The organism is Flavobacterium bizetiae (assembly GCF_024271895.1).
Classification (GTDB): domain Bacteria; phylum Bacteroidota; class Bacteroidia; order Flavobacteriales; family Flavobacteriaceae; genus Flavobacterium; species Flavobacterium bizetiae.
Window position 1 is genome coordinate 3,815,439 of sequence record NZ_CP091861.1, and the last position, 15,350, is coordinate 3,830,788.

Annotated in this window: 12 protein-coding genes; 8 read left to right on the forward strand and 4 right to left on the reverse strand. The window is 32.9% G+C overall.

Going from position 1 to position 15,350, the window contains the following annotated elements; genetic code table 11:
- The first annotated feature begins 12 nt into the window (after nucleotides 1–12).
- Nucleotides 13–1,776 carry a hypothetical protein gene (locus tag L0669_RS16190; protein WP_263758817.1) on the forward strand — a complete coding sequence of 588 codons (1,764 nt, stop codon included), beginning with the start codon at nucleotides 13–15 and terminating at the stop codon, nucleotides 1,774–1,776.
- Between the two features lie 50 nt (nucleotides 1,777–1,826).
- A complete protein-coding gene (locus L0669_RS16195) occupies nucleotides 1,827–2,366 on the forward strand; it encodes a DUF1697 domain-containing protein (RefSeq protein WP_263758819.1) in 540 nt (179 codons plus the stop codon).
- 128 nt (nucleotides 2,367–2,494) lie between these two features.
- Here L0669_RS16195 and L0669_RS16200 read toward each other — a convergent pair whose 3' ends face one another.
- Nucleotides 2,495–3,001 carry an MBL fold metallo-hydrolase gene (locus tag L0669_RS16200; RefSeq protein WP_263758820.1) on the reverse strand — a complete coding sequence of 169 codons (507 nt, stop codon included), beginning with the start codon at nucleotides 2,999–3,001 and terminating at the stop codon, nucleotides 2,495–2,497.
- 49 nt (nucleotides 3,002–3,050) lie between these two features.
- On the reverse strand, nucleotides 3,051–3,815 hold the full coding sequence (locus L0669_RS16205; RefSeq protein ID WP_263758822.1) for a Dph6-related ATP pyrophosphatase: 765 nt from the start codon (nucleotides 3,813–3,815) through the stop codon (nucleotides 3,051–3,053).
- Nucleotides 3,816–3,882: 67 nt separating this feature from the next.
- Between L0669_RS16205 and L0669_RS16210 the strand changes: the two genes are divergently transcribed.
- The 4 genes from L0669_RS16210 to L0669_RS16225 all read left to right on the forward strand — a co-directional run bounded on the left by L0669_RS16210 (nucleotide 3,883) and on the right by L0669_RS16225 (nucleotide 8,214).
- The gene (locus tag L0669_RS16210) at nucleotides 3,883–5,943 is read left to right on the forward strand and encodes a M1 family metallopeptidase (protein ID WP_263758823.1); all 2,061 of its coding nucleotides are present in this window, start codon (nucleotides 3,883–3,885) and stop codon (nucleotides 5,941–5,943) included.
- 152 nt (nucleotides 5,944–6,095) lie between these two features.
- Nucleotides 6,096–6,995, forward strand: coding sequence for a patatin-like phospholipase family protein (locus tag L0669_RS16215; RefSeq protein ID WP_173971106.1), 900 nt, complete (start codon nucleotides 6,096–6,098; stop codon nucleotides 6,993–6,995).
- A 67-nt stretch (nucleotides 6,996–7,062) separates the two neighbouring features.
- Complete coding sequence (locus L0669_RS16220) at nucleotides 7,063–7,467, forward strand: hypothetical protein (RefSeq protein ID WP_263758824.1); 405 nt, start codon at nucleotides 7,063–7,065, stop codon at nucleotides 7,465–7,467.
- Nucleotides 7,468–7,485: 18 nt separating this feature from the next.
- Nucleotides 7,486–8,214: a hypothetical protein gene (locus L0669_RS16225; RefSeq protein ID WP_263758825.1), complete on the forward strand. Its 729-nt coding sequence runs from the start codon at nucleotides 7,486–7,488 to the stop codon at nucleotides 8,212–8,214.
- An 86-nt stretch (nucleotides 8,215–8,300) separates the two neighbouring features.
- Here L0669_RS16225 and L0669_RS16230 read toward each other — a convergent pair whose 3' ends face one another.
- A complete protein-coding gene (locus L0669_RS16230) occupies nucleotides 8,301–8,822 on the reverse strand; it encodes a DUF7935 family protein (protein WP_263758826.1) in 522 nt (173 codons plus the stop codon).
- 125 nt (nucleotides 8,823–8,947) lie between these two features.
- On the opposite strand from L0669_RS16230, the gene L0669_RS16235 reads away from it, so the two are divergent.
- Nucleotides 8,948–9,715 carry a sulfite exporter TauE/SafE family protein gene (locus L0669_RS16235; protein ID WP_263758827.1) on the forward strand — a complete coding sequence of 256 codons (768 nt, stop codon included), beginning with the start codon at nucleotides 8,948–8,950 and terminating at the stop codon, nucleotides 9,713–9,715.
- Nucleotides 9,716–9,983: 268 nt separating this feature from the next.
- On the opposite strand, the gene L0669_RS16240 is transcribed toward L0669_RS16235, so the two are convergent.
- Complete coding sequence (locus L0669_RS16240) at nucleotides 9,984–12,707, reverse strand: T9SS type A sorting domain-containing protein (protein ID WP_263758829.1); 2,724 nt, start codon at nucleotides 12,705–12,707, stop codon at nucleotides 9,984–9,986.
- Between the two features lie 240 nt (nucleotides 12,708–12,947).
- Between L0669_RS16240 and L0669_RS16245 the strand changes: the two genes are divergently transcribed.
- Nucleotides 12,948–15,284: an ATP-dependent helicase gene (locus L0669_RS16245; protein ID WP_263763956.1), complete on the forward strand. Its 2,337-nt coding sequence runs from the start codon at nucleotides 12,948–12,950 to the stop codon at nucleotides 15,282–15,284.
- Nucleotides 15,285–15,350 lie beyond the last annotated feature (66 nt).

Consider the following 15,350-nt stretch of genomic DNA (forward strand, 5'->3'; position numbering starts at 1 on the left):
TAAGCTCTTGATATGATTAACGAAGAAAAAGTTCCTTTTGAAACCTTAGAGTTTGCCGGCGTTACATTTAAAGTGATTAATCGACACGCAGCTCACGATATTATTGGAAATCTTACCAATTTTAACGACGAAAAAATCTATAATGTCTTTGAAGATACCTGGCGTTTTCCTGACTATGAAGAAAATCCAATTTTTCTGTTAGCAGAAGATGATGTAGAAATGGATTCGTTTGAAATGGATTTTAGCACAGAAGAACATCCTGATGTTTTTATACTAGGATTTATTTTTAAAGGAAATCTCGCGGTTAAGAAACTTATAAGTTCTTTTGATACAGATAATTCGCCCGCTTTAATTGTTTTGGGAGAAACAACAAGCGTAAATATTACTTTGTTTGGAAGCGTGCATTATTTGGGCGGCGGTGTACAATGTGATGCACTTTTAGGAGAATACAATCACGGAGAACTTTTTGTAAAAGGCGATGTTACGGCCTGGTTAATTTACAGTGACGATATGCTCATGCATTTTGAACGTTTTACAGATGTTCAGGCGATCATTAGTGCAAGCCGACCTGATATTTTAATATGCAGTAATGTTGCGGATGAAAATGGAGCAGTGATGACCATTGAAAATTACTTTCCGTCGACTCATAAATTATCAGATATTGTACATGATTCTTTTATCGAAATTTCAGATTATGGTACAGAGATTTTAGGAAATAATTATTACGAGGTCGCCTTTAAACAAGGGCTTTCGATTCTTGATTACGAAAAAACGGAAAAGTATATGTATACTAATTTCCGAGATCAGTTTATAGAAATGATCAACGTTTTGTCTGAACAGGAATTTATAGGCAAAATCAGCAAAGAAAGTGAAGGAAATGAGTATTCGTTTATTCCGTTTGAATACCAAGGAAAGAAATACAGTCAGATTTCTGAAGATATTACAAATGGTTTTAATATTAGATTACGCGCTTTGTGGTGTCATGATAATGAAGAAATCACGCTTATACTGGAATATTTACATGAAGATGGAAATCCAAAATACCAATGGGCTAACGATGAAAAAGCTCCCGGAATTGAAATGTTCTGTGTAAAATGTGCTGTTATTAAAGCTTTTGAAGTACTTACAGCAACAACTTCTGAAGAAGAAGATAATGATGAAGATGAAACAGAATATGCTGAGTATGACAGCAGTTTTTCATTAGAAGATTTTTCTGTTCAGTTTGGTAATTATGCTATACCCGAAGATTTATTAAAGTTATATGAATTCGAACAGGAATTTAGTGCAGAAACCTATTCTCAATGTTTTGGACTTACTATAACAAATGAAAAAACGGGAATAAAAACCTGGTCTGAAAAAGAAGAGTTTTATAATAGTTTTATCGAATTTGCAGGAGCAAATGGTTCCGGAAGCTCCTATGCCTATTGGGTTATAGACAATGATTTAAAGAATTGTCCTATAGTTGTTTTTGGAGATGAAGGTGGTATTCATGTCGTAGCCGAAAACACACGCAAATTAATTCATCTTTTAACTTTAGATACAGAAATTTCAGTTGATTTTGATTCGGCTTATTTTTTTAAAGATGAGGAATATTACGAAGAAAATGAAAATAAAGAAGAATTTCAGGAATGGGTTAAAAAAGAATTTAATCTTGATCCGATAGAAACAAACGAAGGAACGGAAGAGATTGTAAACGAGGCCAAAGCAAAATATAAAAAACGATTAAACGACTTCTTAATCAGTTTTGATATAGAAATTGGAGAAGATGAAGACTAGTTCTTCTATAATGACCAAATGAATTTTTATCTTTGAACAAAACTTAAGTAATGACAACACATTTAGCACTCTTACGCGGAATCAACGTTTCTGGCCACAACATGATGAAAATGGAAGCTTTGAAAACAATGTTAGAAAATATTGGTTTTCAAAATGTCCGCACGTATCTACAATCCGGAAATGTTTTTGTTGACAGCGAAGAAGATGCTGCAAAAGTAGGTTTCATGATCAAACAGGAAATTTTTAAAGTATTTGGACATGAAGTTCCTACGATCGTCATTACCAAAGAAGATCTGGAATTGTGTTTTAAAAACAGTCCTTTTTTAAAGGAAAAAGATATTGATACTAAAAAACTATATGTTGCTTTTGTTTCTGTAGCTTTAAAAAGTGAGAATATAAACGATTTAAAAATCAGCCAGTTCAAGCCAGACGAAGCTAGTATTGACGGAAACAGAATTTTTATTAAATATGCTGTTGGAGCCGGAAAAACAAGATTTGATCAAAAATATATTGAGAAAAAACTAAATGTTACGGCAACAATCAGAAACTGGAATACAGTAACTAATTTGCTTGAATTGTATAACGGTTAATTTGATAATTAGTTAATTAGAAAATGAGATAATTAGATAATTCAAAAATTAAATTACTGATTTTTGAATTCTTAGATAAAAATAACAACATCATTATCTCATTTTCTAATTGCCAAATTTTCTAATTACTAATCTCTTAACCATTTTTGCATTACAGGAAAAGCTTCCTTACCTTCTTTAAGTGCGCGATCATCGCTTAAGGTAAGTCCAATCCATTCTAAAAAGGGTAATCCTATGTAATTTTTATTGCTAAAATTAGAAATAAACCAATCCGAATCGCCTTTGTAACCATTAGGATGAAATACAAAATCTAAAGGCAATTGCAGATGATTTGCCGCAGCAAAAGACCATAGAATCGCCGCTATTTCTTCAGACTGAGTGGGCCATTCTGGTGACATTTCGCTTGAACCAACTAATTTTCTTTCGGAAGAAGTCGTAACTGCCAAATGTCCTGCTTCGTGGAGGATATCGCCAGGATACAACAATTTATCATAATCGATATAAATGCAATTGGAACCCAAACTTAATCCTGGTAAAAAAGTATCTTCAAGCTCTTTTTCAACGACATCAATTCCTATTTCGTTCAGGAAGGATAGCACTTTTTCTATTTTTACATCTTTCTGTTTTGCAGGCATAACACTATGATTTTAAGTAAAAATAATATTTTTATTTTGAAACCAAACATTAGATTAAATCACAATACCAAAACCCAAAATCAAAAGTTTCACTTGTATTGATATCGCAAGCTGTATTTGAAGAATCTTCCGTTTTAGGTTGTTCATATTTGCGATAAACAATCTCTCCAATTTCAAATTGAATAGGTTTTGAAAAGATAGGACCATCAAAAGTAAAGGTATGAAATTCGCCGTTTTCTCCGCAAACATCTACATTATCAGGTAAATCATTTATAAATTCCTGATCGATAATTCTGCCCACAAAACTTTTATCCAGATAACGTTCGTTTACACAAACCACAATCGTTTTAAATCCTAAAGAAATAAACTCCTGAATCAAATCCTTCGTTGGAATTTTCCATAGAGGAAAAACAGCTTCAAAACCAATTTTCAGCAATTGATCTTCGCGGTATTTGCGTAAATCTTCAAGAAAGATATCGCCAAAAACAGAATGTGTGATTCCTTCATTTTTTAATTCGCTTAAAGTTTCGGTCATCACATTTTCATACACTTCCATGGTAGGCATTTCAGGAATTTGCATGATTTTAAGCGGTAAACCAATGCTTTTTGACTGAGCGTCTAACAATTCGACACGAACACCATGCATTGAAATTCGCTGAAATTGCTGATTGACGCTCGTAAGTAAATATTCGATTTTAAAATCAGGATTTTGTAATGTTTTATACAATGCCAGAGCAGAATCTTTTCCGCTGCTCCAGTTAAATATGGCTTTTTGAGGTGTAGGCACGTTGTTGTAATTTTCTAAGGTAAACATACAAATTTCATTCGATTTGTTGATGAAACCTTTGTAACTTTGGATTTTCGCCTTCAAATTTATTTCAATGAAATACATCTTTCTTTTTATCACCAGTTTCGTTTTTGCACAACAAACCCAATTTGTCGATTTTAAATCGGTTTCAGGACAATTGAAATTAAATGCCGTCGAAAAATCAGTTTCAGGAATTGTCGATTATCGTTTTGATGTTCTAAAACCGATTGATACCATTAAAATCGATGCGAAAAACATGGAATTTTCTCATGTTCAGATTGATAATAAAGATGTTCTTTATATCAACACAGACAAGGAATTACAAATTGTGAATCATTTTGAAAAAGGTGAAAATCGTCTAACTTTTGAATATTCGGTTAAACCAAAACAGGCTCTATATTTTGTAAATATTGATAATTCAGAAACTCAAATCTGGACACAAGGTCAGGGAAGATATACCAGTAATTGGTTCCCGAGTTTCGACGATGTAAACGAAAAAGTTATTTTTAGTTTAGGAATTACCTACGAAAATGATTATCAGGTTGTTTCAAACGGAATTTTAAAAGAAAAAAAATCAGAAGGAAATTCAACGCATTGGCAATACCAAATGCAAAATCCTATGAGTTCGTACTTGTTGATGCTTGCCATTGGAAAATATGACAAAAAAGAATTTAAGGCAAAATCTAAAATTCCGCTAGAATATTATCTCGAAAATAAAGATGCAAATCGCTTTGAACCTACTTACAGATACTCAAAACGTATTTTTGATTTTTTAGAAAAAGAAATAGGCGTTAAATATCCGTGGGGAATTTATAGAGAAATTCCGGTTCGTGATTTCTTATACGCAGGAATGGAAAACACCACGACAACACTTTTTGCAACCCGTTATGTTGTAGATTCAATAGGTTTTACAGATAGAAACTATACAAATGTTGACGCTCATGAATTGGCGCATCACTGGTTTGGAGATTTAATTACAGCTGAAAGCAGCAAACATCATTGGCTTCAGGAAGGTTTCGCAACATATTATGCAGCGTTGGCTGAAAAAGAGATTTATGGAGAAGATTTTTTCTATTCAAAATTATACGAAACGGCCCAACAAATCAAATTCGCTTCTAGAAACGATTCGATTCCGGTTCTGAATGCCAAAGCAAGTTCACTTACTTTTTACGAAAAAGGAGCCTGGGCTTTATTCGTTTTGCACGAATCTATTGGGGATAAAGCATTCAAAAAAGCCATAAAAAGTTACTTGAAAAAGTACGCGTATCAAACTGTAAATACCCAAAATTTCTTTGACGAAATAAAAAAAGTATCTGATTTTGATCTTGATCAATTTCAAAAAACCTGGTTAGAATCTACTGTTTTTGATACACCTGCAGCAAATGCTTTATTGAGTAAAAACAAAGCGATTCAAACTCGTTTAGAAGTAGATAAACTAAAGAAGACACCATTGCCGGAGAAAATAGAGTTTTTAAAAAACACATTAGAATCTAATGTTTACGAAACGGTAAAAGAAGCAATTGTGAGTCAGATTGAACCTGAAAAATACGAGGCAAAAAAAGAACTTTTGCTAATAGCGTTACAAACCAATAATGTACAGGTTCGTCAGGCTGTTGCGACTTCATTGTCTAAAATTCCGGAAGATTTCAGAACAAATTATGAAAATTTACTGAACGATAAATCATATCAAACACAGGAAATAGCCTTGTTTTATTTATGGAGAAATTTTCCTGAGCATCGAATAGCATATTTAAATAAATCTAAAGACTGGGTTGGTTTTAATGATTTTAACCTTCGCACTTTGTGGCTTTCATTGGCATTATCAACTCCTAATTATAGCGAAAACTCAGAAGCTTTAGTCAATGAATTAATTTCATTTTCGTCTACAAAATACGAAGCTACCACGAGACAAAATGCACTCGAAAAACTGATCGCTTTTAAAATAATTAACGATCAGGTTTTGAGTAATTTAGTTAGTGCGACGACGCATCATATGTGGCAATTTTCAAAGTACGGAAGAGATACGATACGCGTTTTATTAAAAAATTCAGAAATGCGTGCTTCGTTTGAAAGAATTTTGCCTAATTTGAACCCCGAAGAACAATTTCAATTGAATCGTTTGTTGAAAGAGTAGATTATAGAGAATAGAATAAAGAGAATAGAATATAGAAGCAAGAGAAGAGACGCAAGAGTAAGGTTTGAAGCAAAAACAGGAAGTCTTTACTCTTTATTCCTTCCTCTATTTTCTCAAAAAAGTATCCAAAAACAAAACCTACAATAATATTTATGAGAGCATTGGTTATTTCTGGTGGAGGAAGTAAAGGCGCGTTTGCCGGTGGTGTAGCGCAATATTTAATAGAAGAGAAAAATCACGAATATGATCTTTTTATAGGAACTTCTACAGGTAGCTTACTTATTCCGCATTTGGCGTTAGGCCACATCAAAAAAATTCATTCTGTTTATACCAATGTTACTATGGCAAGTATTTTTAATATTTGTCCGTTTGTAGTTAAAACAAAAGACGGAGTCGATATCGTAACGATAAATCACTTCAATGTACTACGTCAGTTTTTTAAAGGAAAAAGAACCTTTGGAGAAAGTAAAGGATTAAAGAAATACATTAGAAACAACTTCTCTTTATCGGATTTTAATAAACTAAAGAAATTAAAAAACGATGTTGTAATTACTGTTACCAATTTTACTAAAAACGAATCAGAATATAAATCGATAAAAGATTGTACTTACGAAGAGTTTTGCGATTGGTCTTGGATTTCAAGTAATTATGTTCCGTTTATGAGTTTGGTCGAGAAAGATAACTTCGAATATGGCGACGGAGGATTTTCGAGTTTGGTTCCTATTCGTGAAGCGATTAATCGCGGAGCCACCGAAATTGATGTAATTATTCTGGAAACCGAAGTCAATATGAATAAAACTGTTATTGGTAAAAATCCGTTTTCGTTAATGATCGATTTGTTTCGAATTGCATTAGATCAGGTTGAAAAACATGATATTGCTATAGGAAAACTAATGGCAAACAATAAAAATGTAAAACTTAACTTATATTACACACCCACAAAACTAACAGATAATGCTTTGATTTTTAATAAAGAAGTAATGAAGGAATGGTGGGAGCAAGGTTATGAATATGCTCAGAATAAGTCTGAAGTGATGAGTGATAATCGCTAATTTTAGAATTTAGATTTTAGATTGAAATAACCTAAAAATTAAACTAAGAGAATATAAAGAATAGAAAATGAGCAATTTTAGATATAGTATTTGCGAGCCTGTAAATCCTGAAATTATTGAAAAGGGAAGGGTTGATTCTTCGGAAATAGTGCAAATATTTGAGCGTTTTCCGTGGAAGTTGCATTTAGAAAAAATGGAGAATGCAAAAAATGTTTATTACTCTCCTTCGATTGAATTTGAGAATTTAAGCAATAAAAATGCTTTAGCGATTTCTGCTATTGGAACTCCGGATCAATATGAATTTTACATCTTTTTTAAAAGGCCAAAAGTTCAAAAAACCTGGTTTGGTTTTAGCGAAAAATTAAATAATAATTATACCTCTGACTTGCTTGATCAAAGCAAAGAGACAACAATCGAATTATTAAAAGCTTTGGTTGATAATAATCTAAATTATTTAGAAAGCAGGTTTTAATAATTTTATAAATTGATTTTGAAAAATATAATTCTAATCCTTTTATTCTTTTTTACCTTAACTGCATTTAGTCAGGAAAATTTATGCAGGACTTTTATCTGGGATCAATCAGAAGTATTTCAGAAGAATGAATTGGATACATACAGCCGTTACGATTTTTCGAATGTATGGAATACTAATAATGATGTTTATGGCGTAATTGGTGATAATTACCAACGAATATTGATAAAGTTTATTTCGATTAAAAGAAACGAAAAAAATAAAACTGAATATGTTGTTCGGGGTAAATCAAGCGTAAAATCTAATGTTTGCGATTTTACTGGTACTATAACAATCGTAAAAGTTCAGGAACTTAAAAAACCGAAGTTTGGTATTGATGATGAATATAAAAATGCAGGTATAAAAAGCCAGGGATTACTGATCGCCAATTATAAGTTTACTGAAGATAAGAATCAAAAAGATGCAGGAGAATTTCAAGGTACCTTGCAAACCATATTTTATATTGACAAAAATGATTTTATAAAGTACAATAATATCGAAAGCCATAAGGATAGTTACTTTAATAACGCGTTTACAGGCAAATGGAAATCGAACAATTCCGAAAAAGAAAAAATATGCAATTGGGGAGATTACAGAGTTCCGAGTGTAAATTGCAATTTTGATATTGGAGCAGGCGAACTTAGTGTTGCTGAAAAATATCTAAAAAATGGATGGAATGTTAAGCCAAAACAGAAATGGTGGCAATAAAAAAGGTAAATGAAGAACTTGATTTTAGATTCTAGATTAGCAAATGATAATCTAAAATCTAAAATCAGAACTCTGCAATTAGAATGTTACCACAATTCAGATACTTCGTTTTTGATGTATCCTAAAGCAGCATTACTTGGCGATTGTTTCTCTAATAAATCATTCAGGATTACTTCACGTAATTTATCAGCGCTGTCAACGCGATCGCTCATAGCAGCTTTTCGGATAATTTGTATGGTTGAATTTTTAGCAGTTGTAATAATTGTCCAACATTCGTCAGACATATAAATTTGCTGCGTTAAATTATGTTCAAATTCTTGTTCGATCTGGTCGATTACGTAGTTTTCGTAATCATGTTTGTCGTTAGAAACAGGAGTAATTCGTATTAGTAATTTAGTCAGATTAATACGTTCCAAAAATAAAGTCATGCGCTCGTATGCTTGCAAACGTATTGGCAACGATTGTTTTTGATATTCTCTGTTTAATAAAAAGTTACGTTTTTTATCGTTGTTTTTGATGTGCAATTCAAAAAAGCTATAAGCCACAAATCCGGTAACAATGGCTGGTAAAGTATAACTGGCTAATTCTATAATTCTTGTATAATCCATTTGGTTCAAATTTTCAACAAAAATATACTTTTTGAGGAGAAATCCGATTTAATTTTTATTGTAATAAATAAAATGGAAGTCTACTTTTGTATACTTGTTTTAAAACCTCCTGAAATACAATATTAATGGATTTATATATTATATTTTTTCTTTGTTTAGCGGCTTTTGCTGCCGGATTTATTGATGCAATTGTTGGAGGAGGAGGATTGATTCAAACCCCAATGGGATTGATTTTATTGCCCAATTTACCGGTTTCTACAGTTATAGGAACTTTGAAAATTCCGGCTTTTAGTGGAACTGCTTTTGCTGCTTTTCAATACATGAAAAAAGTCGTGATTCAGTGGCGATTGCTTTTGATTATGATGTGTCTGGCGGTTCCGTCAGCTTTTCTGGGATCGACATTATTAACGATGGTAAGCAATGATTTTATGAAGCCGCTTTTGCTTGTGGTTTTGTCTTTATTGTTCATATACACTTATGCAAAAAAGAATTTTGGGCAGCATGAAGCAAAAGATCACTCGGCTACAACACAGGTAATTTACGCCGTAGTTATAAGTATAATTGTTGGTTTTTACGACGGATTTATTGGTCCGGGAACGGGAAGTTTTTTTGTGGTTGCTTTTATAGCTCTTTTAGGTTTTGACTTTTTGCACGCTTCTGCAAATGCTAAAATGGTCAATCTGGCTACTAATTTTGGTTCGATTTGTTTGTTTATGATCAAAGGAAAAATCATTTGGTCAATTGCAATTCCTATGGCGATTAGCAACGGACTTGGCGGATGGCTGGGCGCAAAACTGGCAATTAATAAAGGAAATGGTTTTATTCGAATTTTCTTTTTGATTGTCGTTGTAGGAACGTTGATTCGGTTTGCTTACGACGTATTCTACAAATAGTTTTTTTTTGAACCATATAAGTTATTTAAGAAATTATAAGCGTATCTTCAATAAGATTTTTTTTAAATCATATAAGATTATTAGCGTTTGTAAATAAGAATTAAATGATATTCCTTACATGGTTCAAAATGTTTCTAAAAAAGCCAATTCTTCTAATCTAGCCCCGATAGAGGCGGTATCCTCGCAGTGAAACGGAGAGATATAGCCGAAAGCGGGAACTATCTTTCATGAAAAGCCTATTGTTCTGCTTCAAATTATAGATAGTTAATTAATTTTTAATGGTTTTTATGATTGCAACTTTATCTTCGGTGTGAATTTTTACAAAATACAATCCTGAGTTTAAAGCAGTAAAATCAATTTTTACATTGTTGCTATTATAAGTATTACTCAATAAAAGCTGTCCTAATAAGTTGTAAATTTCTACTTTGTTTATTTCTTCGTTATTTGAGATATTATAAAAGTCCTTAACGGGATTTGGGTGTGTTATTAAGTTTGGTAAATCATATTTGTTAGTGCTCAGTGTTGTAGAATAAACGGTAATAGGTAGTCTGTAGCTGCTTTCTGTACCATTGATAGTTTGTGACGCATAATAGGTCGTTCCGTTTACCAGTAGGGTAGATAAAGGAAGTAAAGTTTCAGAAGCATCGCTTCCTTTTTTTGTAATGGTATTATTTATACCACAAGGACTCTGAGCGGCGTACCAATTTATATTAGTTCCTTCAATTTTAAGATCAGCCAAAGTTTGTCCGTTTGTAAAGGGCTGAAATATTTCGCCGGAAGGATTTGGATTTGAAGTTGTATTTGATGTTTTAAAACGAACAATGCCATTTCTGTTTACATCAGCAATTTTAGTTATATATCCATAAAACAACAGGTCTTCGCAATTTTGAATTTCAAAGTCGTTGGTGGTATTGTAATTTACCGTGTTTAGAAGTGTTCCTTCTGAGCTAAAAGTCAGTTTTGATGTTGATGCTGTTGAATTTGAGGATAAAAACAAATTAATCTGTCCATTTTCATAGTAATTAAAGTTATTAAAATTTCCTTTAGCAAATGAATAAGTTGTAAATGAAGCATCTGGAGACCCGTCAGAATTTAATCTGGTTAATAAAAGGTTGTTGTTTATCGCTAATATTTTACCATCATTTAGTTCTTTTATTCTGTGCAGAAGCAAATTACCTGATTTAAAAGAGGAATCTGTAGTTCCGTTCTCGTTTAATTTTAAAACAGGAAAATAAGTGTAGTCATAAGTATTCTGTAAAAAAGTAATTAAGACTTTATTATTTGATAAAGTGGAGATTTTTATTGGCTTATGAAAAAAACTAGCTTTGTAATTGGTGTCTACAGAACCATCGGAATTAAGCTGAATAACATTGTATGAGTAATAATTTCCTATCTTTTTTGTGAAAAAACCGCTTTCTCCTACAAGTAAAAATTTTCCATTATTTAAAATTTTTATATCTTTTATAACAGCCGTTCCGATATTATCAAAAGTATTATCGTAAGAATTGAAATTGAAACTATTATCAATACTTCCGTTGCTATTTAATCTAATGATACTAGTGGATTTGTCATTTGCTGTAATACCGCCGTTGTGGAGTAAGATTATTTTGCCATCATTTTGCGGAATAATTACGTAATCATTTTGTGTGATTTCAGCATTTATTTTTACTGCGGGATCTAAAATAAAAGTTGGGTCAAATTCTCCGTTTTGAGTAATTCGGCATATATTTCGGGCTGGTTTATCATTATAACTAGAAAAATCTCCAGCTAATAAAATTTTTTGGTCCAATAGTGTTTTTGCAGTAAATGGATAGGAGTTCTTACTGTTTTGATCGTCAAATAACAGGTTCGGGCCTGAGTGCGGATTAAATGTTATATCAAAGCTTCCGTCTGTATTTATTCTATGAATTCTGGATCTTGTTATTCCTTCGCTATTTCTATAGTTACCAGATACAATTATCTTATCTCCCTGAAAAAACAATTTTCCATCTGAAAAGGATAAAGTAGCCAGGTTTGAATACTTAAAACTATTATCTGTTGTTCCGTCAGGATTTAAACGAATTAATTCGGGACCACTTTCTGCAAGAAGGATAATTTTATTGTCACTTTGCAGATACACTTTCTTTAGATTAGGAGTCTGACTGTCAAATTTTTTAAAAGATGTGTCTCTTGTGCCATCAGCATTCAAACGTATTATTTGATAAGAAAAAGTTTTACCATTCTCTTTAAAATTGCATCCAACGGCGATTACTTTTCCGTCAGGTTGTACTGCTATATCATTAATTATGCTATTATTTTCTGTTTCAAAACCATTGGTGACATATTTTTGCACCGGATCTATTGTGGTGTTTATTTTAAATGTCGGATCATTTTTTCCATTGGCAAGATAGCGGGATATATTAGTTCGGCTAGTGGCAAATGATCTTCCATCACTTAATAAAATGAATTTATTACCTCCTGATTGCAATTTATAAGTTGAATCGATGCTTCCGTCTGGATTTAAACGTATCATACCTCCCGTGAAAACATCATTTGTCATATCGAATACACCATTAACAATGAGTTTTCCGTCATCCTGATAAATTACGTTTTTTATCTGTACAGGGGTAGAAGCATAATTTTTAAAAATAGTGGTAGGAAAAACTGAATTAAGTGTTCCGTTTGCATTGAATGCTCTTATTTTGCCACCTTCCTGAAGTGTTATAAATGCACCATCTGATTTGGCAAATATTTTAATGGTATATTCTGCAAAAGAATCTGTAGTATTGAACGTTCTCACCGGGCTTCCGTCAGGATTTAATAGCATTACATTATATCTATTGCCAGTTTCAAAAACACTTAGTATTTTATTGTCAGTAAGAAGAACTGCGTCATAACCGATGTTTTGTTGGTATATTCCTGTATCCTTAATATTAAAGGTAGGATCAAGCTCTGGATTTTGAGCAAATAATTTAAAACTAATAAGAAAGAATAATAAGTAATTTTTTTTCATAAATTGGTTTTAGGAATTTAGTCAAAAATAGTTTTTTATTCCAATTAATCTTATTTTTTGTTGGCGTTTTTTTTAAGAATTTTATTAAAAAATTAACACATTCAGGTTTTATTGAAGATAGGAGATTAAATCAGGGGAAATTCTTTTTTAATAGGTATAATAAGTGGTTTAAAGTTGAGTCTATGTGTTAGTTTATTCATTGATAAATTCTTATTTTTGCATCATATGGAGAAGAATTTCATGCAAAAGTACATTGACCAGCTCAATGAGGCACAACGACAACCCGTTCTGAAAAAAGACGGGCCAATGATTATTATTGCTGGAGCGGGTTCTGGAAAAACCCGTGTTTTAACTATTAGAATTGCTTATTTGATGGCGCAGGGTATTGACGCTTTCAATATTTTGTCGCTTACTTTTACGAACAAAGCCGCTCGTGAAATGAAGCACAGGATTTCGGATATTGTGGGAGCATCTGAGGCGAAAAATCTTTGGATGGGAACTTTTCACTCGATCTTTGCCCGTATTCTTCGTGCAGAATCGGATCATTTGGGATATCCATCTAATTTTACCATTTATGACTCTCAGGATTCGGCTAGGTTGATTTCTTCTATTATTAAGGAGATGCAGCTGGATCGTGATGTTTATAAACCAAAACAAATTTTAGGACGTATATCTAATTATAAAAATAGTTTGATTACGGTAAAAGCCTATTTTAATAATCCTGAATTGGTAGAAGCCGATGCAATGGCTAAAAGACCTCGTTTGGGAGAAATTTATCAGCAATATGTAGATCGCTGTTTTAAAGCGGGCGCAATGGATTTTGATGATTTATTGCTAAAAACCAATGAGTTATTGACTCGTTTTCCTGAGATTTTGGCTAAATATCAAAACCGTTTCAGGTATATTATGGTTGATGAGTACCAGGATACGAACCACTCTCAGTATTTGATTGTTAGGGCGTTGTCAGATAAGTTTCAGAATATTTGTGTGGTAGGTGATGATGCGCAGAGTATTTATGCTTTCCGTGGGGCGAATATCAATAACATTCTGAATTTCCAGAAAGATTACGAAGGTGTAATCATGTTCCGTCTGGAACAAAATTACCGTTCAACAAGAAATATTGTAGAAGCGGCAAATACCGTGATGGAACATAATAAAACGAAACTGGACAAAGTAGTTTGGACAGCGAATGATTTTGGTTCGAAAATTAAAATACATCGTAGTTTAACAGATGCTGAAGAAGGGCGTTTTGTAGCAAGTACCATTTTTGAGCAAAAGATGCAAAATCAGTTGCATAATGGTGCATTTGCGATTTTGTACCGTACCAATGCGCAATCGCGTGCAATGGAGGACGCGTTGAGAAAACGTGATATTCCGTATCGAATTTATGGTGGATTATCGTTCTACCAACGTAAGGAGATTAAGGATGTTTTGTGTTATTTACGTTTGGTAATTAATCCAAAAGATGAAGAAGCGCTGGTTCGTGTAATTAATTATCCGGCTCGTGGAATTGGCGATACAACGGTTGAAAAACTAACTATTGCTGCTAATCATTACAAACGCTCGATATGGGAAGTAATGGTTAATATTGATAAAATTGACCTGAAATTAAACACCGGAACAAAGAATAAAATCAATGATTTTGTTACTATGATTCAGAGTTTTCAGGTAATTGATCAAAATCAGGATGCTTTTTATGTTACTGATTATGTAGCTAAGAAAACAGGTCTTGTTCAGGAATTAAAGAAAGATGCTACACCGGAAGGTATGGCAAAAATCCAGAATATCGAGGAACTTTTAAATGGTTTAAAAGATTTTACCGAAGGACAAAAAGAAATTGATGGCGCAAGAGGAGCTTTGTCTGAATTTATGGAAGACGTAGCACTTGCGACTGATTTAGATAAAGATACATCTGATGAAGATCGTGTGGCTTTAATGACCATTCACCTTGCAAAAGGATTGGAGTTCCCTCACGTTTTTGTAGTGGGTATGGAGGAAGATTTGTTTCCGAGTGCCATGAGTATGAGTACGAGAAGCGAATTAGAAGAAGAACGTCGTTTATTTTACGTAGCTTTAACTCGTGCAGAACACCATGCTTATTTAACTTACGCACAATCGCGTTACCGTTGGGGGAAACTAACAGATAGTGAACCATCGCGTTTTATTGAAGAAATCGACGGACAATATTTAGAATATCTGACTCCGGCAGAAACGAATTATCGTTATAAATCACCTATTGATGGGGATATCTTTGGAGATATTGATAAATCTAAATTGCGTTTGGCAAAACCAGTGGCATCAACACCGCCAAAACATGTTACTGATAATCAGCCAAAACCGGATCTTAATGTTCGTAAACTGAAACCAGTTGCAGGAACAAACCCTAATAGTGCTGCTCCTAATTTGTTTGATAATAAACTAACGATTGGGAATGTTGTAATGCACGAACGTTTCGGAAAAGGAGAAGTAGTGAATCTGGAAGGCGTTGGAGCTGATAAAAAAGCCGAAATAAGATTTGAAGTTGGAGGTCTTAAAAAACTTTTGCTTCGATTTGCAAAATTAGATGTGGTAGGGTAAATATAGGTTTCAAGTTTCAGGTTACTTGACTTTAAGTATAATTTTAACCGCAAAGCTCGCAAAGAT

Excerpts from the sequence above, each read along its gene's own strand:
- L0669_RS16190 (WP_263758817.1), top strand. The coding sequence starts at position 13 with ATGATTAACGAAGAAAAAGTTCCTTTTGAAACCTTAGAGTTTGCCGGC.
- L0669_RS16195 (WP_263758819.1), top strand. The coding sequence starts at position 1,827 with ATGACAACACATTTAGCACTCTTACGCGGAATCAACGTTTCTGGCCAC.
- L0669_RS16200 (WP_263758820.1), bottom strand. The coding sequence starts at position 3,001 with ATGCCTGCAAAACAGAAAGATGTAAAAATAGAAAAAGTGCTATCCTTC.
- L0669_RS16205 (WP_263758822.1), bottom strand. The coding sequence starts at position 3,815 with ATGTTTACCTTAGAAAATTACAACAACGTGCCTACACCTCAAAAAGCC.
- L0669_RS16210 (WP_263758823.1), top strand. The coding sequence starts at position 3,883 with ATGAAATACATCTTTCTTTTTATCACCAGTTTCGTTTTTGCACAACAA.
- L0669_RS16215 (WP_173971106.1), top strand. The coding sequence starts at position 6,096 with ATGAGAGCATTGGTTATTTCTGGTGGAGGAAGTAAAGGCGCGTTTGCC.
- L0669_RS16220 (WP_263758824.1), top strand. The coding sequence starts at position 7,063 with ATGAGCAATTTTAGATATAGTATTTGCGAGCCTGTAAATCCTGAAATT.
- L0669_RS16230 (WP_263758826.1), bottom strand. The coding sequence starts at position 8,822 with ATGGATTATACAAGAATTATAGAATTAGCCAGTTATACTTTACCAGCC.
- L0669_RS16235 (WP_263758827.1), top strand. The coding sequence starts at position 8,948 with ATGGATTTATATATTATATTTTTTCTTTGTTTAGCGGCTTTTGCTGCC.
- L0669_RS16240 (WP_263758829.1), bottom strand. The coding sequence starts at position 12,707 with ATGAAAAAAAATTACTTATTATTCTTTCTTATTAGTTTTAAATTATTT.
- L0669_RS16245 (WP_263763956.1), top strand. The coding sequence starts at position 12,948 with ATGCAAAAGTACATTGACCAGCTCAATGAGGCACAACGACAACCCGTT.